At 56.2% G+C, this 21,453-nt stretch carries 14 protein-coding genes and 1 tRNA gene; 14 read left to right on the top strand and 1 reads right to left on the bottom strand.

All coding sequences use genetic code 11. The features are described 5' to 3' along the window. Nucleotides 1–207 precede the first annotated feature (207 nt). From ACZ48V_RS08075 to ACZ48V_RS08090, 4 genes are all read left to right on the top strand, one after another. The gene (locus ACZ48V_RS08075) at nt 208–1,191 is read left to right on the top strand and encodes an aspartate kinase (RefSeq protein ID WP_464538241.1); all 984 of its coding nucleotides are present in this window, start codon (nt 208–210) and stop codon (nt 1,189–1,191) included. A 184-nt stretch (nt 1,192–1,375) separates the two neighbouring features. Further along, entirely contained in the window at nt 1,376–2,440 is a 1,065-nt protein-coding gene (gene asd, locus ACZ48V_RS08080) for an aspartate-semialdehyde dehydrogenase (RefSeq protein ID WP_464538242.1), read from the top strand. Nucleotides 2,441–2,487: 47 nt separating this feature from the next. Next, nucleotides 2,488–3,042 (top strand): GNAT family N-acetyltransferase, encoded by a 555-nt coding sequence (locus tag ACZ48V_RS08085; RefSeq protein ID WP_464538243.1) that lies wholly within the window; start codon nt 2,488–2,490, stop codon nt 3,040–3,042. 52 nt (nt 3,043–3,094) lie between these two features. After that, a tRNA-Gly gene (locus ACZ48V_RS08090) sits at nt 3,095–3,167 on the top strand. A 114-nt stretch (nt 3,168–3,281) separates the two neighbouring features. On the opposite strand, the gene ACZ48V_RS08095 is transcribed toward ACZ48V_RS08090, so the two are convergent. Next, nucleotides 3,282–4,307 carry a glycosyltransferase family 2 protein gene (locus tag ACZ48V_RS08095; RefSeq protein ID WP_464538244.1) on the bottom strand — a complete coding sequence of 342 codons (1,026 nt, stop codon included), beginning with the start codon at nt 4,305–4,307 and terminating at the stop codon, nt 3,282–3,284. Between the two features lie 199 nt (nt 4,308–4,506). Here ACZ48V_RS08095 and ACZ48V_RS08100 point away from each other — a divergent pair, with 199 nt between their 5' ends. The 10 genes from ACZ48V_RS08100 to ACZ48V_RS08145 all read left to right on the top strand — a co-directional run bounded on the left by ACZ48V_RS08100 (nt 4,507) and on the right by ACZ48V_RS08145 (nt 21,183). Next, nucleotides 4,507–5,622, top strand: coding sequence for a glycosyltransferase (locus ACZ48V_RS08100; RefSeq protein ID WP_464538245.1), 1,116 nt, complete (start codon nt 4,507–4,509; stop codon nt 5,620–5,622). Between the two features lie 399 nt (nt 5,623–6,021). Continuing rightward, on the top strand, nt 6,022–6,729 hold the full coding sequence (locus ACZ48V_RS08105; protein WP_464538246.1) for a response regulator transcription factor: 708 nt from the start codon (nt 6,022–6,024) through the stop codon (nt 6,727–6,729). A 779-nt stretch (nt 6,730–7,508) separates the two neighbouring features. Beyond that, a complete protein-coding gene (locus tag ACZ48V_RS08110) occupies nt 7,509–8,243 on the top strand; it encodes a response regulator transcription factor (RefSeq protein WP_464538247.1) in 735 nt (244 codons plus the stop codon). A gap of 318 nt (nt 8,244–8,561) precedes the next feature. After that, on the top strand, nt 8,562–9,860 hold the full coding sequence (locus ACZ48V_RS08115; protein ID WP_464538248.1) for a glycosyltransferase: 1,299 nt from the start codon (nt 8,562–8,564) through the stop codon (nt 9,858–9,860). 27 nt (nt 9,861–9,887) lie between these two features. After that, the gene (gene wbaP, locus ACZ48V_RS08120) at nt 9,888–11,372 is read left to right on the top strand and encodes an undecaprenyl-phosphate galactose phosphotransferase WbaP (protein WP_464538249.1); all 1,485 of its coding nucleotides are present in this window, start codon (nt 9,888–9,890) and stop codon (nt 11,370–11,372) included. A 54-nt stretch (nt 11,373–11,426) separates the two neighbouring features. Further along, the gene (locus ACZ48V_RS08125) at nt 11,427–13,748 is read left to right on the top strand and encodes a polysaccharide biosynthesis tyrosine autokinase (protein ID WP_464538250.1); all 2,322 of its coding nucleotides are present in this window, start codon (nt 11,427–11,429) and stop codon (nt 13,746–13,748) included. A 361-nt stretch (nt 13,749–14,109) separates the two neighbouring features. Further along, nucleotides 14,110–14,484: a hypothetical protein gene (locus tag ACZ48V_RS08130; RefSeq protein ID WP_464538251.1), complete on the top strand. Its 375-nt coding sequence runs from the start codon at nt 14,110–14,112 to the stop codon at nt 14,482–14,484. 276 nt (nt 14,485–14,760) lie between these two features. Then, nucleotides 14,761–15,306: an NHLP leader peptide family RiPP precursor gene (locus tag ACZ48V_RS08135; RefSeq protein WP_464538252.1), complete on the top strand. Its 546-nt coding sequence runs from the start codon at nt 14,761–14,763 to the stop codon at nt 15,304–15,306. A gap of 249 nt (nt 15,307–15,555) precedes the next feature. Further along, the gene (gene lanM, locus ACZ48V_RS08140) at nt 15,556–17,550 is read left to right on the top strand and encodes a type 2 lanthipeptide synthetase LanM (protein ID WP_464538253.1); all 1,995 of its coding nucleotides are present in this window, start codon (nt 15,556–15,558) and stop codon (nt 17,548–17,550) included. 114 nt (nt 17,551–17,664) lie between these two features. After that, a complete protein-coding gene (locus ACZ48V_RS08145; RefSeq protein ID WP_464538254.1) occupies nt 17,665–21,183 on the top strand; it encodes a methylmalonyl-CoA mutase family protein in 3,519 nt (1,172 codons plus the stop codon). Nucleotides 21,184–21,453 lie beyond the last annotated feature (270 nt).

Consider the following 21,453-nt stretch of genomic DNA (forward strand, 5'->3'; position numbering starts at 1 on the left):
GACAAGGTGTAAATGTATTCTCGCTGACATACTTAAATCCGCAAACAGCACCGCACTGTAAAGTATACCACCGTGTCTCCCCGAATACCAAACGCGTCCGCCGGAATTATTGGCAAAGGGCACAGCCTCGTCGCGTTGACAGAGGAACACACCAAAAAACGACAAGGTTGATTCTGTGTGTTTTACCACGTATCAACGCAATGCTCTATGCATCCATCTGACCGGCATGCACGCCCTATTGTTGTAATGAAGTTTGGGGGAACCGCCACCGGTTCGGTTGAACGGATGCGTGCGATAGGAGCTCTGGTGAAGGAGGCACACAACGACGTTCGCCCTGTACTGGTTGTGTCGGCCCTTGCGGGCGTAACGCGCCAGCTCGACCGCGGGCTGCAGGCTGTGGTCGCAGCGCGCGAGTCGTCTGATGCCGCGGTTGAAACGGCACTCGACGTTTTCCTCGATGACCTGACGACGCGCCATCGCACGCAGGCCCGTGAGGTGCTTTCATCGGAATCTGCAGAGCGTTATGCGTCTGATCTGGCCGACCACATAGATGCCCTACGTACCCGGATGATAGACGTTGCCAATACGGGTTTCACACCCACCCTGCGTGATGCCGTACTGGCAACAGGTGAGCAGCTTTCGGTGCCTATGGTTACAGCCACCTTGCGTGACTGTGGGATCGCGGCGCATGCGGGCGAAGCTACGACGCTCATTCACACCGATGATACGCACGGCGAAGCCAACGTTAATATGACCGCGACCGAAGCGGGGGTTACTGAATGGTTTGGCACGTTGCCTCCTGAGTCGGTGCCGGTAGTAGCTGGTTTCATCGGCTCGAGCACGCATGGAGCAACCACTACGCTGGGGTTCGAGGGGAGCGACTACACGGCCGCGCTGATTGCGTCTTTCCTGAATGCGGCTTCTCTTACGCGCTTTACGGACGTTGATGGGATCTACACAGCCGACCCACGTACCGACGCTGCGGCACAACGCCTGGACCGCCTGACGATGGAGCAGGCGTTTGCGTGGACCGAGTCGGGGCGGCTGGGCATGCATCCCAAGACGCTCCGTCCGCTGGCTCACCGTGCAGTGCCCATGCAGGTGCGAAGCATCGACCGGCCTGAAGCTCCGGGTACGCAGATTGTCCCTGAAGGCGCTCCTGACATTGCATTCTGGCCACCCGTTGCGTAAAGTGCGAGCCGATACATGCGTTCAACAACGACATGCAACTATCGGGCATACAAGGGAAACGTATGCTTTGGGAGTGTACGTTTCCTCAGTGTGTGGCAAAGCGCCAGCGTATAAGCACGATAGAGCCCTTTCACGCCCCTGTACTCAACTGATTTTACACCCACCAACCCTTTTATTACGCTTTATGTCAGAGCCCACGTTACGTGTAGGTATCTTAGGTGCTACCGGTGCCGTTGGACAGACGTTTGTTCGTCGCCTGGCCGATCATCCATGGTTTTCTATTCACACGCTGGCCGCGTCGGAACGATCGGCTGGCAAGCCATATCGTGAAGCGGCCAACTGGCTTAGCAGCCGTCCGATGCCGGATGCCGTTGCTGACATGGAGGTTGTGCCTTGCACCCCCGACGCGGTAGAGGCCGACCTTGTGTTTTCTGGACTGGATTCGGCGGTAGCCGGTGAGATTGAGGCAGACTTTGCACATGCAGGTTTTCCGGTTATCTCTAATGCGAAGAACTACCGCATGGACCCTACGGTGCCCTTGCTCATTCCGGAAATCAACCCAGGGCATGCGGCGTTGATCGATGAGCAGTCGTGGGAGAACGGCGGCTTCATCGTGACCAACCCAAACTGCTCCACGGTAGGACTCGTCTGCGCTCTGCGTCCGCTTGTGGAAGCCTTTACCGTAGAAGCGGTGCAGGTTACGATGCTGCAGGCGCTGTCGGGCGCTGGCTATCCGGGGGTGGCGTCGCTCGACGCGCTGGGTAACGTGATTCCGTACATCGGTGGCGAAGAAGATAAGCTTGACGAGGAGCCGCGTAAGATCCTGGGCACTTACGAGAACGGCGCAATTCAAGAGGCCAAGCTCGCTGTAAGCGCGCAGTGTAACCGTGTGCCCGTGCGAAATGGCCACCTCGCATGTGCTTCAGTGCGTTTCAGTGAGAAGATCAGTCCGGAGGCAGTCAAAGAAGCACTGCGTACCTACACCAGTCCGGTCGATGTAAGCGCATTGCCGTCGGCGCCCGACCGGCTGGTTACTGTTGATTCGGCGCCCGACGCTCCGCAGCCGCGTAAGCACGTGTACGCAGGAAACGGCATGACCGTTACGGTAGGCCGCATTCAGGCGTGCACGGTCAACCACGTTAAATTTGTAGCGCTTTCGCATAATACCATTCGCGGTGCGGCGGGCGGCGCAATTCTCAACGCAGAGCAGCTTGTGCATGAAGGGCGTATCCAGCCGGTAGCGGCGTAGCCCAACTACAGCACCTCGTCTCCTTCCTTCGTCGCCCCTATGTTATTATGAACGCTGACTACACGATTCGCCGTGCCACGCTAGCCGACCAAAACCGGCTGACCGAACTGTGGACGGCGTTCATGGAAGAGCAGGCTGGGCACGACAATCGGTTAACGGTTGCCGACGATGCCGCCGAGCGGTGGAATAACGACCTGCCGGTGTGGATAGACGATGCGACGGTACAGCTTTGGGTTGTAACGTCGCCAGGAGACGAACTGGCGGGATTTGCGCGGGCCCACCGTACGGGCCCGCCGCCTGTGTACGAAGACTGTGCTGAGGTTTACATCGATGAGGTGTTCGTGGCGGACGCGCATCGGCGCAAGGGCATTGCTACAGCGCTCGTTGATACAGTGGTAGCGTGGGGGACATCTGTAGATGCGGAGCGGATTCGTCTGTCGACCGTTGCTGCCAGCGATGGTGCAGAAGCTTTCTGGAACGCATATGGGGCCAGCCCGCTCGCCACGATCTGGACGATGCCGGTACCGGAAGAAGAGGCTTCTGTAGCCGACTCGCCAGACCTCAACGAAGGATCCGCAAAGATCGGTTTTGATTGGAACTGATTGTGCTGCGCTGTATTTGAAAGTGTGCTTTTGAAAAGAAGCAACGCGACCAGCGGGTGTAGCTCAGTGGCTAGAGCATCTGCTTGCCATGCAGAAGGTCGAGGGTTCGAATCCCTTCACCCGCTCATACAAGTTTAAAGGTAGAACAACGCGACCTGGCTCTCACGCCGAGTCGCGTTTTTTATTTTGTCTAAATCCCTTTAACGTCTCTGAACCCTGCCTCTCCATGAATGCTACGGCTACTGCAAGATGGGGTGATCCCTGGTAAGAATTGCCCAAACACCCTGCACAAGCCCCCTCAAAGCGTCGTGCTTCACCGCCTTTTTAGACGTGGCCTGAGCAAGCAGTTGCCCAAATGTTGCCCACCAGAATGCCGGATAGCGTAGCGGGTGGTCTATGTTTTTTTGCACGAACCAGTAGCGATGAATTAACGCAAGGCGGTGATATGCTGTGGCAGAGAGGCGCTCTACCGGTGAACGATGATGGGTAAGCGACGCATCGGGTACTACATACAGCGGCGCTTCTTGACCAATCCGGTACGAAAGATCTAAGTCCTCACCAGGCGCGTACCCGATAAGCCGGTTATCAAAGCGATGTTGTTCAACCCATACACGTCGATATGTGGAAGCACATCCGCTGAGCCAGTCAGTTTGAACCGGACGGGAAAGTGCGATCTGCTGAGCAGAGGTCGTGTGACCAGAAGGAAGAACGATCCCGCGCGCACGAGCATTGTGCAAAAAGAACTGTTGACTTGCAGACGGGGCGTTTGTTGAAGGTTGGGGTTCGTCTATACGGGCTCCGGCTCCGGCAGCTGACTGATGATGATTGAGGAAGCGGACAAGTGCAGTAAAGTATCCAGAATGAACGGTTACATCGTCATCCAGGAAATGCACAAACTCCACAGAAGCAGGGAGATGTTCTATGCCGTAATTGCGCTGGCAAGCTGCTGAAGGCGTTCCAGGATAGCGCAGGTACCGTAGACGTGGGGCACCCATGAGTATTCGCTGGATGCGTGTGGCCGCAACTGCACTGCTGGCATCAACGACAAAAACGGATCGGCTGTCGGCACCGTGCTGTCTTTGTACACTGCGCAGCGTGCGTTCAAGACTCTCTGGACGGTTCCTCGTGCAGATGATGACTGCTTCGCGCATCACAAAGAAAGACTGCTTTACAGGAACGAGCGTGCGGCCTCCATACTTGAGAACCTGTTTTGATTTCTTAATTTGGGCTCCGAGCGGCGGCGCTGGACTGGGGCCGAAGGTCATGCCCCTGGTGCAAATTGCCCCCGATGTCGGCCCGTAGCCCCGGCTACGAACCTCCATCGTGGTCCAATTTTCGCTTCAGCGGCGCTCGCTCTCGCCTGCAAACCAAAACCCAAACAGGCTCTGAGAGTATACCCACAGTTCAAGAGCGCCAAACGGATATATGTCATACCCAGCGCGGGGTCATGTGTCAGGAGCACGTGTGGCACACCTTACTACAGTGCACCATCCGCAGGACCCACGGATCTTCTATAAACAGTGTAAGACGCTTCGTGATGCCGGATACAGGGTGCACCTTGTTGCGCAGCGGCATACCTCGGCGATCATTGACGGCATTGCTGTTGATGCGCTTCCGCAGGTGCATCAACGATACGCACGTGCCGGACTGCAAGTCTCTCTTTTCAAACATGCGTATGCTCTCCGTGCCGATGTGTACCATATCCACGACCCGGAGCTTATCCCCCTGCTGTGGCTACTGAAGCATACGACAGGGGCGGCCGTTATCTATGATATGCATGAAGATTATAGTGCACGCGGAGGAATAGAGGGGGCGGTACTGCGTGGCCTGGAGAAATGGTGCTTCAGGTGGGTCGATCATGTGGTCGTGGCTGAGGATGGATACGATGACTGCATCCCGGAAGAAGTGCCTCACACATATGTCTTAAATTACACTCGATTTGCCCCTGCGACACGTTCCTGTAAGGTCTCATTAGCAGAAATCCAAAAAACAGAAGTGAGTAGAGAGTTGCGGCTACTTTACACAGGGGTCGCGTCTCGAACGCGTGGACTTGACACCATGCTTGAGACCATCCGAATCCTCAGGAACGAAAATATTAAAGCTCATCTTCAGATATCGGGTATCTGTAATATCCGAGAAGATCGCCGTTATGCAGGGGCGTTCGTAATCAACTATAACCTGGAAGACGCTGTGCGCTTCAATGGATGGAAGGAATATCTGGCGATTCGGAGGATGGCCTCTTCGTATGAGAACAGTGATGTTGGTTTATGCCTGATGGAGCCTCATGCTAACTACATGAAAAGCATCCCTACTAAGTTCTACGAGTACCTGGCCTACGGGCTACCCATTTTGTGCTCAGACTTCCCGCTGTGGAGAAAGTTTGTCGAGAAGCACAAGTGTGGGGCGGTTGTGCCAGCTGGCGATGCACAGGCCGCAGCGAAAGTGCTTCGACGGTGGCAACGCAATCCACATAGCTACGAAAGATACGCCCACGCCGCTCGCCGTGCCGCGCCGCAGTTTCAGTGGGAAAGAATGGGAGACCGCTTAGTCGCGCTATACGACCAGATAACGGAGCGATAATGAACACAGAAAAGCTTCTTCTGCGCCCATGAGCTTACAGAAGCCCGCAGAAGTGCAGGAGATAGGTGCCTATAATGAATCTATTGATGGATGAACGGTATAAGCAGGTAGCGATATGTAATGAAAAGAAGAACCTTGCTCGTCACAGGCACGTAATCTTAATGAAAGAAGTGTTAGCCGCTTGCAGAAGCGCATACTCCTAAATGAGCGTAAAATATGCTCCAAAAGAGCATGTGCGCTGTGGGTAAGATGCTGTATACTGATTCACCAGTGCACAAGTGCTACCAGTGAATGATGTAAGGCCATAAGTAACAAAGCCATAAGCAGTCAGGCTACAAAGGGCACCGCGAGGTGCTTTCGGCTCCGCCACAACCTACACGCATAGTCTATTACCGTGCTATGACCAAGAAAGCGCCAACCCGCACCAACCATATACAAGTTTTCCTTGTCGACGACCATCCTGCTATACGGGAAGCTGTTGCCGATACCATTGAGCAGACAATGGACATGGACATCTGCGGCGAGACCGGTTCGTCAGATGAAGCATTCCGTCTCATTGAGAAGAAACAGCCCGACGTTGCCATCATCGACATCTCGCTTGATGATGCGCACGGCCTTGATCTTGTGCAGAATGTACGTGCACAACACCCGGACGTGCGAATGATCGTGTTCTCCATGTACGACGAGAACGTGTATGCGGAGCGTGCTATTCGCGCCGGTGCATCGGGCTACCTGATGAAGAGTGAACCGACGCAGAGCCTGCTCAAGGCGATCCGTCGCGTTCATGATGGAGAAGTTTACCTGAGCCGCCACATGGCATCGCGAATCCTGAACAAGGTGGCAATGGGACGGGCTTCATCGCCCAGCTTCGCGATTGATGAACTCACCGACCGTGAGATGGCGGTCTTTCAGATGCTCGGCGAAGGCTATAGCATTCAGGAGATCCAGGACCGCCTCAACCTGACGCGGAAAACCATTGAGACGTACCGACGGCGGGCAAAGGAAAAGCTCGGCTTCGACACCGTGTCGGAACTGCTCCAATATGCGGTGCAATGGACGTATGGTCAGGGAACGAGTCCGTCAAAGCCGCTTGTGGAGGACGATTAACGTATCTCAGTTAAGTAAGCACGACCTGGCTGGGCTTCACGGGGGCGCGTTCATTATAGGCTCCTTGTAGGGGCAGGCGACGAAGTTCAGAGAACATACATTTCATCTCTCAAGAAAGAGGGTCCTGTTAGCCGGCTGGCTGCAGGACCCTTTTCTATTTTATTAGGGCGTCTTGGCAGGCGGTCTGGTCATCTATCAGAACAGCGTTACGTAGCCCAAGAAGTTAGGACGCGGCTCCATCCGCTTTTCCGACGGCATCCGTGCCGAGTAGTGTCGTGCCCAGCAGTGGTGTCTTTCTCTTCTATCACTTAGATTTGAACCACTCCCAGATACCGAAAGGGGAACTGGTCAAGATCTAAGCGCCTACGGGAAGATTACGGGAGGGCATATCGACGATAGATCTGGATTACATTTCTGGTTTCAGAATAACCATCGTTGCTTTTAGTTTGATGGTCTATATGAAACGCACAACGCGGTTATTTCAAAACATAGCCGGGTTAGGCGCTTCTCAGGGCATGGATGAGACAAGGCGCATAGGTTGACGCGCCAAAAGTTGAATATGAACACACTTCTATGTCGGGTAACTTCTGCGCTCAAAGTACCGCCACGGTGACGCGCAACAAGCCATACGTCCATTCGACAGGGCTGTATATTCAGTCTGTATCCGTTTTGTAATATGCATCCGGTCGATCTCCCGCCTTGATCAGAGTCGAGTGCGGGCCAGGAAGATCAACGGCGGATGCTCCTTTTTTCTGTTTTGGAGATCCCCCTGTCTTCTTATGAATCTTGAACATGACATGCCGCTACCGGCCTCCGAAGGACACAGCCGTACCCACGTATTCATTGTGGATGACCATCCGGCCATTCGAGAAGCAATCAGTGCTGCTATATCGCAGCGTGTAAATATGCGCGTTAGTGGGGAAGCCCATTCTGGCAAACAGGCGCTTGAACAGCTACAAAGACGTCCCCCCGACGTGGCAATCGTTGACATATCACTCAAAGATATGCATGGGCTCGACCTGATTGAGCGCATACGGTCTGAGATGCCCGACATTCGCATCGTGGTCTACTCCATGTACGATGAGTCAGTATATGCTGAGCGTGCGCTTCGTGCCGGAGCATCAGCGTACGTTATGAAGAGCAAGCCAACAGCCGACGTGATTAAGGCGATTGAAAGCGTACACGGTGGCAATGTCTACCTGAGCCGGCGGATGTCATCACGTATCTTAGGAAAAGTGATCCGCCAGCAAGATTACGAGGTGGGAGCAACTACCGAAAAGCTTACCGATCGAGAACTCACCGTATTTCAGCTGCTCGGTGAAGGCCATACTGTACGTGATATTGCCGAACAGCTCGACCTGAGTCGAAAGACGATTGAGACATATCGACGCCGTGCCAAGGAAAAGCTTGGCTTCGACACAGTGTCTGAGTTGCTCCAGTATGCTGTACAGTGGACGTACGGGCGGGAGAGTGAAGGTGCCTCGTCGTCGCAAACGTCAAGCAAGTCCGTGTAGCGTCACTCTCTTAGTCCTCAGACTTTAAAGTGAGGAACGGGCCATCCAGAGCGATGCTGGGGGGGATGTTTGGAGCATACGAGGGGCTCCTTTCGAGAGTATTTCGAGGCTCTTCGGCGCATCGTTCTCGGGAAAGGCAGTGCATAAAGCGCATGTCGGCTGTGCCACACATTAGATAGAGGGTGCGCTACGATGATACAGTCAGGCGATGGGCTATGTCGTACTCTTATCGTGCAAGATGACTTAAACAACAAGATGACTTAAGCCTGGCTGGTATCTACCGGCCTGTACCGTTTACATACAAGACATACGTTCGCGATGGATACGTCAAACAGCCCTCTTAGTTGGTCAGAGCGCCTCGACCGGGCAGCAGCGTGCACTAATGTAGTGGACGAACATGGCGACGGAGCGAGTAGAGCCCCCGAGATCGTGCCGGTGTCAAGCGAATCCGAAGCGGTGCGTGCCGTCTCAGATATAGCGCTGGTGCACGACTGGCTTCCCGTATATGCAGGGGCTGAGCGCGTGCTCGAGCAGATGATACACACGTTCCCGCAGTCGTCGCTCTATAGCCTCATCGACTACGTTCCTGAAGATCAGCGTGGTTTCCTCCAGGATAAGCCAGTACAGACCTCCCTCATTCAGTCGCTTCCGTTCTCGAAGCGATGGTACCGGTACTACCTGCCCATTGCACCCTTTGCAATTGAGCAGTTCGACCTCCGCGAGCATGAGGTTGTCGTATCTTCAAGCTACGCAGTCGCAAAAGGAATCCTCACGCGCTCTGATCAGCTTCACGTCAGCTATGTGCACAGTCCGATGCGGTATGCATGGGACCTGTACCATGACTATCTCGAACAGTCCAACATGAGCACCGGGGTGCGTGGAGCCATGGCCCGTGTCATTATGCACTACATGCGTCTCTACGATGCGGCTTCTTCACCTCGTGTTGACGTGTATGTCGCGAACTCACGATACGTAGCGCGTCGCATTTGGAAGACGTACCGCCGCCGTGCAAAAGTAGTCTATCCGCCTGTCGATGTCGACGCGTTCTCGTTGCAGCGCAAGAAGGAAGACTACTACCTAACCATGGCACGACTGGTGCCCTACAAACGAGTCGACCTTATCGTCGACGCCTTTTCCGCCATGCCTGACAAAGAGCTGATTGTCATCGGGGATGGTCCCGAATTAGAGGATCTGAAGCGGAAAGCGGGTCCGAATGTAACGCTGTTGGGGCGCCAGCCTGACGAAGCTGTGCAGTACTACATGCAACATGCACGCGCATTCGTGTACGCTGCAGAAGAAGACTTTGGTATTGCACCGGTTGAGGCGCAGGCATGCGGTACACCCGTTATTGCATATGGCAAAGGAGGCGTTCGCGAATCCGTCATTCACGGCAAAACAGGACTCTTCTTCTCCCACCAGACGGCCAAAGACATTGCTGAAGCTGTGGCAACCTTTGAAACAGAAGCACATCGTTTTGACCCTGATGGTATCCGGGCCCATGCCGAGCGATTTGGGCCTACACGCTTCCGTGACGAGTTCAAACAACTGGTTGAAAAATCATATCACGCGTTTCAGGTAGACATGCCTTGGGAAGCCGACGCGCTTCCGGGTACTTAACTACTGAGTCAATCACGACCTACACGTATGGACACAAAATCATTACAGAAATCGCTGCTCTTTCAGCCGGCTGTTCAAGACATATCGGTTCGGGTTAACGAAGCCTCCGATACGAAAACAGCCCGCTCCACCTATGTCAAACCCGCACGCTGGCGCACAACGGCGTGGCTGGTTGCGGGCGACACGCTTGCGGTTGCATTGGTTCTTTACATAGTGCACGTAATGAGCCTGTGGGTGTCTCCGAGTTTTGCCCCGAACGTGTTGGTAGCTGCTCCCCTCATTGTCGGAAGCATCCTGGCGCTCTATACAGCGACTGGATTCTATCGCATGGCGGTCATGCACCCCGTAGAGGAGTTGCGTTCGCTCGCAACGGTACTCGCAGGCGTGGCAATCGCCAGCCCACTGCTGGTCTACCTTGCTACCGGTCAGGTAGCAGCTACTATCATAACTGCAGCAGGTGCAGTAGTCGCCATGGCGGCTCTACCGTTCGCACGCATTATCACGCGAATCATGGGGGCTCACCTGCCCTGGTGGGGCATACCAGCAGTTGTAGTCGGAGAATCTGAAGAAACGCGTCAGGTCGTTGACACGCTGCGCCGCTGGCCGGAGATAGGGCTGCGCCCCGTATCGGTGTGCACGGCTGCTGGGTCGTTCAATGGCAGCCCGGGCGCCTCATCTGAAGCGCTACGCTGGGCAAACAAGTACGCTGTTCCGTACGCGGTGCTTGTCGAAAACGGAATGGAGTCTGAGCAACAGACCCGCCGATTAGCTCACTACAGTCAGTTCTTCGAGCATGTATTCTGTGTGCCTGCTACGCAAGGCAGAGCAGCAGTGTGGGCCACTACGCCGACATGCAAAGGGCTGCATGGATTCGGGGTACGCCACTTTCAACATCAACCTGGAGCGCGCACCATTAAGCGTGCTCTCGATATAGCTGGGGCTGCGATACTGCTTTTTATGCTAATACCTGTGTTTGTGGTGATTGCCGCCGCCATCAAGTGGACATCAGCCGGGCCCGTGTTCTACCGGCAAACCCGCATGGGGTATAAAGGCGAGACCTTTACGCTTATCAAGTTTCGCACCATGTATGCCGATGCTGATATGCGTCTTGAGGAGCTTCTCGAACGCGACCCCCAGGCCCGCACAGAATACGAGTGCTACCACAAGCTGCAGCATGATCCGCGCGTAACTGACGTAGGAAAATGGCTGCGCCGGTACAGCCTTGATGAACTTCCGCAACTGCTAAACGTGATCCGGGGCGATATGAGCCTCGTTGGCCCCCGTGCCTACATGCCCAAAGAACTTTTCGAGATGCGTGGGTTGGGCCGCGTTGTGCTGCAAACGCCTCCCGGCATCACCGGGCTATGGCAAGTATCAGGACGCAACAATGTCAGCTTTAGCGGGCGTGTTGACCTGGATGTCCACTACGTGCATAACTGGTCCCCTTGGCTTGATCTGTATCTCCTTGCTCGCACCCTTCCCGTCGTCCTATTAGGCAAAGGTGCCCACTAAAAAGCGATACGAACGCACGATAACCCGATCACCTCAGCCTTCTACCCCCCAACCATGAAAGACAAGAACCAAAACGCTCTCGATCGTCCGAGAAAGAAAGTAGAACAGGTTGGCATGGCAAGCCATGCGGCCACAGAAGAAACCGCATCAGTTGATCTGAATGCCGTATGGAATACGATTAAGCGAGGCAAGTGGATCATTGTTGGTACCTGCCTTGCGATGGTTGCGGCTTTTGCTGCATACACATTTACCGTGGCTCCCGAGTACGAAGCGTCTTCGATCGTTCAGGTTGAAAAGCCCAACCAGGCTCCTACCGTTCGGTTAAACACGCAGCCTGAATTGGCCAATGAGATTGGTATCCTGGAGCATTCGGGCTCGCTGGCTATCCGTGTTGTAGACTCGCTTCGCACGGTTGCAGCCTCGTCTGAGAGTCCGTTCTTACTCTTTGAAGACACGGAAGAAGGTCCGGCAACCAATCACGAAGCAATGGTACGCCTTGCTTCAATGGTTGTCTTTACAGCCGTGCCCGAACAGAGCCTCATCCAGGTTCGGGCCAAGAGCCAGTACCCGGACGAAGCCGCAGCAATTGCAAACGTGTACGCCGAGGCCTACCGTTCATACAGTCAAGAAGCTGCTCGGGCCGGAATTGGCGCAGCGCGTTCCTTTCTGGAAGACCAATTAGACCGACGCCAAGACGACATCCAGGACGTAGAAGGAGAGTGGCAGCAATTTGCGCGCTCTAACTCCGTTGCTATTGAAGGACAAGACGGCAATCGGGTGGCTGCTGACTATGTCGAGATGATGGGACAGCGCGACCAGCTGGAGTTCCAGGTTCAGGAAGAGCGCCGTGCACTTGAAACGCTCAGAAGCCGCCTTGCTGAAGCAGAAGAAGGGCTTCAGTCAACCGTAGAAGGCGAGCAGTCGGTGCAGTCGCTCCAGAATCGTATCGCCGCCCTTGATGGCCAGATCGCTGATCTCGAAGCACAGGCCGAGCCCTACTACATCAATAATCCAGACCTGCGCGGACGCGAGTCAACCGTTCGTGAGCTTAATCAGATTAAGACGCAAATTGAAGGGCTGGAGCGCCGTAAGGAAGATCTCACAAATCAGTTGGTCGAAATGGCTTCAGACCCGAACCTGCAAGTCGGAGATGGGGCAGCCATCGGGCGCCTTGCCACGCTGCGTACCCGAATTGAAGAGCAAGAAGCCACCGTGCGCCAACTCGAAGGACGCATTGAACGGCTCAATAGCCGCATTGCAGGCTATGAGGGACGCATTGAGCGCATTCCAACCCAGACGGTGCAGCGCGAGCAATTGGCACGCCGTCTTGATCAGGCCGAACGCTTCTACGCCGACATCGCGATGGAATTGCAGCGTACAATCGTGACAGAAGAGTCGGAGCTCGGATACGTGCAGGTGATCCGTAGCGCGACGATCCCTGCCCTTCCCGTGAGCCCTAACTTAGAGCAGAATCTCATTCTTGGTCTGCTGCTGGGCTTGGCCTTTGGAATCGGAGGAGCATTCGTCCGACAGGCGATGAACTGGGAGATTTATGATCCAGAAGACATCCGTGAAAACGGGTTTAGCCTGGTGGGGGTGATCCCCGACATGAAACGCGAAATTAAGTCGTCGTTCGCTGGAGCAGAGTCTGTAGATGTAGACGGACAGTCCCTGAGCACGTCGCTCATGCCGCTTCTCAACCCGTGGTCTCCTGTTACAGAGAACTATCGGCTCATTCGCACCAATCTGCAGTTCGCGCAAAATAATGGCGAAGCACAGCCAGAGGTGCTCATGATCACCAGCCCAGAACCGGGCGACGGAAAGAGCACGACCTCTGTGAACCTGGCCATCACAATTGCGCTGAGCGGACGCAAAGTGCTACTCATCGATGCGGACTTGCGACGCCCCAGTACACACCGCTTGTTGGGACTCGATCGCAAACCGGGGCTCGCTGATATGCTCGTCAACGATACCGAGCGTGACGTTGTACGGCGGACCTTCATCGAAAACCTGTACTACGTGTCGGCTGGCAAGGCAAAGGTGCCACCAACCGAACTGCTCGACTCCGATCGGATGCGGCAGCTGGTTGATCTGGGGCGTTCGCGGTGCGATGTCGTGATCATCGATACCCCGCCAGTACTTGGAGCTACGGATGCGCTCGTTGTGAGCGCGCTGTGTGACGCGGTTATGGTTGTGGCCTCAGCCAATAAGACGGACCTGCGCGCCCTGCGCTCTGTAGAGGAGACCTTCAAAGCAGTCAATGTGCCGCTTGCTGGTGTTATCTTTAACCGCTTCGACGCATCAACGTCCAACGGCTCATACGCCTACGGATATGGCTATGATGACGTCTATAGCTACGCCCCCACAGAAACCTGATTGGGTGCTTCTCACTGAGAGCCTGTTTTGATTTCTTAATTTGGGCTGCGAGCGGCTTCAATGGGCTGCAAACCAAAACCCAAACAGGCTCTGAACCCTTTCCTGTCTAACGTAGCCCGTGCGCTGAACCGATGCGGTGATGCAGCGCACGGGAGAGGCGAAGTCGTTCCTCAGTTAAACACCGCTACACCCCCCATACTTATACCCTTCAACTATGAATACTCTTACCGCTTCTTGCTCTCGCAAACTATTGGCGTTCATCTGCTTGGCTGCACTAAGTAGTCTGGTTTTTCTTCCCCCCTCTGTTAACGCCCAAAATATATCTGACAATCCAGGCGTCCAGGATTACGGTCGGCCAGGTGTGCCACGCATTACGATCTATGTCTGGGGAGATGCGCAGACCGGCGTGTGGACAGTAGAAGAAGGAGCCTCTATGCTTGAGGTGCTCACGGCGACCTCACGCGTGCGGCTCGGTGAGCAAAATCCCGACCGTCGTCAGATTCGGACGCTCCGCGTATTCCGAGATGGAAATCGGAGCGGCGAGCCTGAGTTTGAAGCTCGCATCGAAGATGTTTTCTCCCGTAACGTTGAGTTGCCCGAACTGCGCGAGCGCGACGTGCTTGTCGTTGATACACGGACACGACGCCGACTGTCATGGCGCGAAATCAACCAGGTGGCCGGTACCGCCGCATCGGTTCTCTCCGTATTCTTAATCCTGGACCGCCTGAGCGACTGATTGGGGCTTGGATAGAGAGTGGGGCCGCCAAGCGCGAGGCGACGGCACCGCCTTGGTCGTGAAGCCGGGAATGTGAGGTTCCACCCCGGCATCCAGTAAGGTCTCATCCGTAAGAAAGTAAAGACACGTGTTCACATCCAAAGCACGCCCTGTCCGGTTATCGATTAGATTATCGCTCTGTTAGATAGAGTCACCTTCATGATATCGTCATCCTTGTTTTGACAGGCTCTGAAGGTCGGTCTTTAATTTCTTCTTACAGAATCAGATAGCGTACCTATGTCTACATCATCAAGTGGAAAACAAAGCGATTCAGACGCCGAACGCGCAGAAATAACCTCCTCACGCCGGCGCTTCTTGCGGCGCTCAGCATCTGTCGTGGGGGCGGCAACACTTGGAGGTGCAACCACTGCCTTTGCATCGTCGGGGCCGGGGGGAGACCAAAGTGAGGCCTCATCGGTCCAGAGTAAGCCGCGTCGCTCCGATTTTGAGGCACGCATTATTGCGAAGGCCTGGCGTGATCGTCGATATAAGCGCCAACTGATGTCGAATCCGCGTGAAGTAATTAGCCGAGAGATCGGCACCGAGATTCCGCGTGAGGTTAATATCCGCGTGCTTGAAGAGGAAGAGAACACATTGTTCTTTGTCCTGCCGCGCAACCCTAATGATTACAGCGAGAAAGAGATGAGCGCCGACGAGGCCGTATTCTTAGCAGCAGGAATCCGGTTTGACACGCCTTGTGACAGCGTCGCCTCAACGCAGCCAGCATGGTTCGTGGAGTTAGGATACGAGCCGCGAAGCCGCGATATAGATCCACTGCGATAAGGCGAAAACACTCTGTAAGGTGTTCCTATGCGGCGCCCAAACAGACTCTTAGCGCGCGAGGCAGGTTTCATGATGTGGAACCTGCCTCGCAACGTTTTATCGACTGCCGATGCTTGACCTACGGCATGGACGGTTGCCGCTAATAGTCGATCTATGTGCTTGATGGACGGGCACCATGTCATGTATCAATAAGCAGGCATCAGGATTGCGGCGACACACAATAGAAATGATATATATTGCATTACATTCATGTACTCAACACAAATAAAGGATTTGCAGCGGCGCGCGCAGTGGGCACAAATTGTTGCACAGGCCCGATCGATTACCGAACGTACGGAGTTACAACCCATCGCTACAGACGGGGCAAAGAAGCTGGCCCAAGAGCGAATCGAACGGTGGCAGGAGGTCGTAGCCCCGAACGATCCAGAGCTGTTTCGTGAACGACTGCACTTGGACGCGTTCACCTTGGAAGAGGCGAGGAATGCCGTAACCCCTGTCCAGAAGGATGTGCAGACGTCGCTTCCGCCCTGGGCTTCATGGCTGGCTGCGTCCATAGAAGAGTGCGCTGAACCCGGCAGCGATGCCGACCGATTCATCGCCGAGCGGGCTCGCCTACCGTTCCAGGAAGCGTTGGCTCCATTTGTGCGACATGCCGGCGCTATGCTGCAGGCTGATCAGCCTGACGAAACAACAGGGGTCGCGCCATCCGCACGCGCCGATCTGGAGCGTGAGCTCCTCACATGGCTTTGTACCCTCGCCGCTCAGGTCCTTGTGCATGAGTTTGGGCTCTTCCGCATGCAGCGCCAGTCGCCCTATGAACGGTCGGGCAAGCAGGGGCGTGAGAGTGATGCGCTCTATCAGGCGTTTGTTCAATGCCTGTGTGCTGGAGACTGGCGTCCTATGTTTCAGGAGTACAGCGCGCTGGCGCGTCTGATGGGTACGGCCATGATCGATTGGGTAGAACGCTCTGCTGAGTTCCTGGCGCGGTTTGCACAGGACCACGACGATATTGAGTCAGCCGTAGGACCATTCGGACGGCTGGTCGCAGTTCGCCCACTCACGGGAGATCGCCATAATCGTGGACGTACCGTGCTGTTGTTGACCGGGGCTACGAGGCGACGGGTTGTGTACAAGCCGCGTAGCCTGGGCATGGAGGCTCACCTGTACGCCCTATTGCAGCGGCTTACCGAGCATGACTCGCTGCTCGACATGCGCACGCCCGCAGTGATCGATCGGGGGGCGTACGGCTGGATGTCGTTCGTTGAAGACCACCCTTGCGAGGACGAAGCGGGGCTTGCGCGGTACTATCGCCGTATGGGCATGCTCATGGCCGTTATCTACAGCCTGAATGGCATTGACTGCCATATGGAAAACCTGGTTGCTGAGGATGAACATCCGGTGCTGGTCGATGCCGAGACGTTGTTCTATCCCGAGCCGCGCAATGTGGAAGGGGAAAGCAGAAAAAAGACTCCCGGCAGTACGCGCTCCGTTGTTTGGACGGACGTTCTTCCGTGGGAAAAAGCAGGGCACGCCGCTGATATCAGTGGATTCTCCGGCGGAGTTCAGCCTGTTGAGCTTGACGATGTGCCGGTATGGGACGCTCCAAATACCGACGCGATGGCTCTCACCAGTGGCACGATGACTTCGCATCAACAGAAAAACGCCCCACGTACGAAAACAGAACAGGCCGACCCCAATTCCTATCAGGATGATCTGCGAGAGGGGTTTGTCGAAATGTATCGGGTGCTGATGGAAGCTATGCCATCGCTTCCCAACGATCCATGCTGGTCCGGATTTCAGTCGCAGCACACCCGCTACCTGCCACGGTCAACGGAGGTATACACCAATGTATTGATGCGGAGCCTGGAGCCTACAGCCCTGCTCAGCGGCGTTGACCGTGATATTGAACTGGACGTGCTGAGCCGGGCGCTTGCTACGCGCAGTCAGAAGAAATGGATCTGGCCCCTCATTAAGGCAGAACAGCAGGCACTACGCCGCGCAGATCTTCCGTTTTTTACGGTGCCTGTCGATAGCCAATCCTTGTCGGTGGCCTCAAACACATCCATCGACGCCTTCTTTAAAGCATCAGGAGTGGATGCTGCAGAAGAGACGTTGCATCGCCTCGGGCATAGAGACCTTCGAGAGCAACTGGCCTGGATTGACCGCGCTTTCGAATATAATAGTAGCCACAGTGGGAGCAGGCAAACCGGAAAGAGGCGCCCTCAGAAACATGAGCAGAAGTAACATCCGCGCTCGCATGCAGCCTCCACCAAAAACCCAACAAACAAAACGGACGGGTTCACGTTTTTAGAAGCGCTTCCATCTTTCACGTGATCCCCCACACGGCCCGTTTTCCCCATGTCCGACGAGCGCTATTCGCCTGAACATCCCGTTCGCTTTGTCACGGCTACCAGTCTGTTCGATGGCCACGATGCAGCCATCAACATCATGCGTCGCATCCTGCAGGCCACCGGCGTAGAGGTGATCCACCTCGGACACAACCGCTCGGTGCAGGAGATTGTGGATACCGCCATTCAAGAGGATGCGCAGGGCATTGCTGTCTCCAGCTACCAGGGCGGACATATGGAGTACTTCAAGTACATGCACGACCTGCTCGAAGAACGCGGGGCCGGACACATCAAGATCTACGGCGGAGGCGGGGGGGTCATCGTCGAAGAAGAGATTGCGGAGCTGGAGGCCTATGGCATTGCCAAAATCTTCTCGCCCGAAGACGGCATGCGCCTCGGGCTGCAGGGCATGATCAATCAGATGGTGGAGGCGTGCGATTACCCCATTCTGGAGGCCGATATTGACGTTGCCGATGCGCCGGTCCGCGACGCACAACGCATCGCGCGGATGCTCTCCAGCGTGGAGATGCGCGAGTCGCATCCCGAGTATGCCCCAGCGCCCGCTAAAGTAGCTGCAGGCGGCGAGGCAGAAGGAACTCCGTCGCGGGGCGATGGCCATGCCGGTCCCGCAGCGGCGCTCGACGAATCCGTTGCAGACCGAACGACAGAGGCTCCCGTGCTCGGCATCACCGGCACCGGCGGCGCCGGAAAGTCCACGCTCACCGATGAGCTGATCCGTCGCTTCCTGAACGACTTCGACGACGTGTCGATTGCCGTACTTTCGGTCGACCCGACCCGCCGACGCACCGGCGGCGCGCTGCTGGGGGATCGCATTCGTATGAACGCCATTTACGGGGAAAGTGCCGCCGACCGGGTCTACATGCGCTCCTTTGCCACGCGGCAAGCCAACCGCTCCACGAGCAAAGCGCTGCAGGATGCGATGGATGTCTGCCGAGCGGCAGGATACGATCTCATCATCCTCGAAACCGCCGGTATCGGCCAGAGCGATACGGAGATCGTCGACCTCACGGACCTCTCGCTCTACGTAATGACCCACGATTTTGGTGCGCCCACGCAGCTCGAAAAGATCGGGATGCTCGATCTGGCGGATATGGTAGCGCTCAACAAGTACGAAAAGCGGGGCAGCCGCGATGCCCTTCGCGACGTGCGCAAGCAGGTGCAGCGCAACCGCATGCGCTTCGATGAATCGCCTGATGAGATGCCGGTCTACCCGACCATGGCCTCCCACTTTGGAGATCCGGGCGTCACGCGACTCTATCTTGCGCTGGTCGATCGCCTCAACGAAGCGTTCGATTTCGACCGCCGCTCTGCACTCTACAGCTGGGAGGATACCCCTGAGCCGGAGCCTGCCGATGTCGCCATCATTCCTCCGAACCGTCAGCGCTATCTGGGCGAGATCGCCGAGACGTGCGAAGACTACCGTAGCTGGGCCGAGCAGCAGGTCACCTACGCCCGTAAGTGGGGCGAAGCGAAAGGCGCACGCGCTCAGGTCGACGACTGGGCCCCCGAGGATCAGGAGCAACTCGCCGGTCGACTGGATGCGATGGTCGATCACTGGTGGGCCAAGCTCGACGCGCACTGCAAGGACATCCTCGACCAGTGGGATGACCTGAAAGAAGCGTATCAGCAAGAGGAGTTTACGTACACGGTGCGCGGGCGCGACATCACAGTGCCGCTCTACCGCGAAAGTCTCTCAGGTACGAAGATTCCCCGCGTCGCCCTCCCCAAAACCGATGCGCCGGGCGAGCAGCTCCGCTTTGCCCTCCTCGAAAATCTGCCGGGCTACTTTCCGTTCACCGCAGGCGTGTACCCGTTCAAACGGGAAGGCGAAGACCCCACGCGCATGTTCGCCGGTGAAGGCAGTCCGGAGCGCACGAACCGGCGCTTCCATCTGGTATCGTCGGATGCCCCGGCAAACCGCCTCTCTACGGCGTTCGACAGCGTCACCCTCTACGGCTTCGACCCGGCCAAGCGGCCCGACATCTACGGCAAAGTCGGCAACGCGGGTGTCTCTATCTGCACGCTCGACGACATGAAGAAGCTCTATTCGGGCTTCGGCCTGGCCGACCGTAAGACCTCGGTCTCCATGACGATCAACGGCCCCGCGCCGATGCTCATGGCCATGTTCTTGAACACGGCGATTGATCAGCAGGTCGAAAAGCATCTGCGCGAGGAAGGGCGCTGGGACGAGATCGATGCGCTCATCGACGAAAAGCTGGGCGATAAACGTCCGGAGTACGTGCCGTACGGGCCCGACGGACGCGAAGACGATCTGCCCGAAACCCACGATGGGAGCGGACTGGGCCTCCTGGGATGCACGGGCTCCGATCTCGTAGAATGGGGGGCGCTGGACGCGGAGACGTACGCATCCATTAAAGCCGATACGCTGAACGTGGTGCGCGGCACGGTGCAGGCCGACATCCTGAAGGAAGATCAGGCGCAGAACACCTGCATCTTCTCGACCGACTTTGCCCTGCGGCTGATGGGCGACATCCAGCAGTACTTTATCGATGAGAAGGTCCGCAACTTCTACTCGGTGTCGATTTCGGGCTACCACATTGCGGAGGCCGGGGCCAACCCGATTACGCAGCTCGCCTTCACGCTGGCCAACGGCTTCACGTACGTGGAGTACTACCTGAGCCGGGGCATGGACATCGACGAGTTTGCCCATAACCTGTCGTTCTTCTTCTCGAACGGGATGGATCCGGAGTACAGCGTCATTGGGCGTGTGGCGCGGCGCATCTGGAGCGTGGCCCTCCGGGAGCTGTATGATGCGAACGAGCGGAGTCAGAAGTTGAAGTATCACATCCAGACCTCCGGGCGCAGCCTGCACGCGCAGGAGATCCAGTTCAACGACATCCGCACTACGTTGCAGGCGCTGATGGCGATTTACGACAATTGCAACTCGCTGCACACCAACGCCTACGACGAGGCAATTACAACGCCGACCGAAGAGAGCGTGCGCCGGGCGATTGCCATTCAGATGATTATCAACAAAGAGCTGGGCACCGCCAAGAACGAGAACCCGATTCAGGGCAGCCACTTCATCGAAGAGCTGACCGATCTGGTCGAAGAAGCGGTGCTGCACGAGTTTCAGCGCATCAACGACCGCGGCGGCGTCTTGGGCGCGATGGAGTCGATGTACCAGCGCGGCAAGATCCAGCAGGAGTCGATGCTCTACGAAGAGAAGAAGCACTCCGGCGAGCAGCCCATCATCGGGGTGAACACGTTCTTGAAGGATGAAGACGACGCGGGGGCCATCGATAACGACGAGGTTGAGCTGATGCGTTCATCAACAGAAGAGAAGGAGCATCAGCTACGCAGCCTGAATGGCTTCCAAGAGCGCAACGCCGACCGGGCCGACGAGGCGCTGTCCAGCCTGAAAGAAGCCGCTCGCTCGGGGGGTAACACATTCGCTGAGTTGATGGAGGCGGTGAAGGTCTGCTCCCTCGGCGAGATCACGCATGCCTTCTTTGAGGTCGGCGGACGCTATCGCCGCAACATGTAGGGGGCTACCTGCATGAAAGGCGCTGCCAACCGAGTAGTAGATGGTTCCGTTGAATGCTATTCAGCGGGTGGCCTGCGGCTTCGCCGGCCGCTTATGCTCCTTCCGCGCGATGATAACTCCGTGAGATCTCCCCACCTCGGTCATTGCGAGGACGCAGGACGACACAATCTCATGCGTTGCTGTTCGAGGGGGGACCTTCGTGAAATGCACGAGGTCGTACCCCGGAAGTACCCGATCGCTACGCTCACAACACAAGTCATCACAAGTCAT

This window comes from Longimonas haloalkaliphila, from assembly GCF_055379825.1.

Excerpts from the sequence above, each read along its gene's own strand:
- ACZ48V_RS08075 (WP_464538241.1), top strand. The coding sequence starts at position 208 with ATGCATCCATCTGACCGGCATGCACGCCCTATTGTTGTAATGAAGTTT.
- asd (WP_464538242.1), top strand. The coding sequence starts at position 1,376 with ATGTCAGAGCCCACGTTACGTGTAGGTATCTTAGGTGCTACCGGTGCC.
- ACZ48V_RS08085 (WP_464538243.1), top strand. The coding sequence starts at position 2,488 with ATGAACGCTGACTACACGATTCGCCGTGCCACGCTAGCCGACCAAAAC.
- ACZ48V_RS08095 (WP_464538244.1), bottom strand. The coding sequence starts at position 4,307 with ATGACCTTCGGCCCCAGTCCAGCGCCGCCGCTCGGAGCCCAAATTAAG.
- ACZ48V_RS08105 (WP_464538246.1), top strand. The coding sequence starts at position 6,022 with ATGACCAAGAAAGCGCCAACCCGCACCAACCATATACAAGTTTTCCTT.
- ACZ48V_RS08110 (WP_464538247.1), top strand. The coding sequence starts at position 7,509 with ATGAATCTTGAACATGACATGCCGCTACCGGCCTCCGAAGGACACAGC.
- ACZ48V_RS08115 (WP_464538248.1), top strand. The coding sequence starts at position 8,562 with ATGGATACGTCAAACAGCCCTCTTAGTTGGTCAGAGCGCCTCGACCGG.
- wbaP (WP_464538249.1), top strand. The coding sequence starts at position 9,888 with ATGGACACAAAATCATTACAGAAATCGCTGCTCTTTCAGCCGGCTGTT.
- ACZ48V_RS08125 (WP_464538250.1), top strand. The coding sequence starts at position 11,427 with ATGAAAGACAAGAACCAAAACGCTCTCGATCGTCCGAGAAAGAAAGTA.
- ACZ48V_RS08135 (WP_464538252.1), top strand. The coding sequence starts at position 14,761 with ATGTCTACATCATCAAGTGGAAAACAAAGCGATTCAGACGCCGAACGC.
- lanM (WP_464538253.1), top strand. The coding sequence starts at position 15,556 with ATGTACTCAACACAAATAAAGGATTTGCAGCGGCGCGCGCAGTGGGCA.
- ACZ48V_RS08145 (WP_464538254.1), top strand. The coding sequence starts at position 17,665 with ATGTCCGACGAGCGCTATTCGCCTGAACATCCCGTTCGCTTTGTCACG.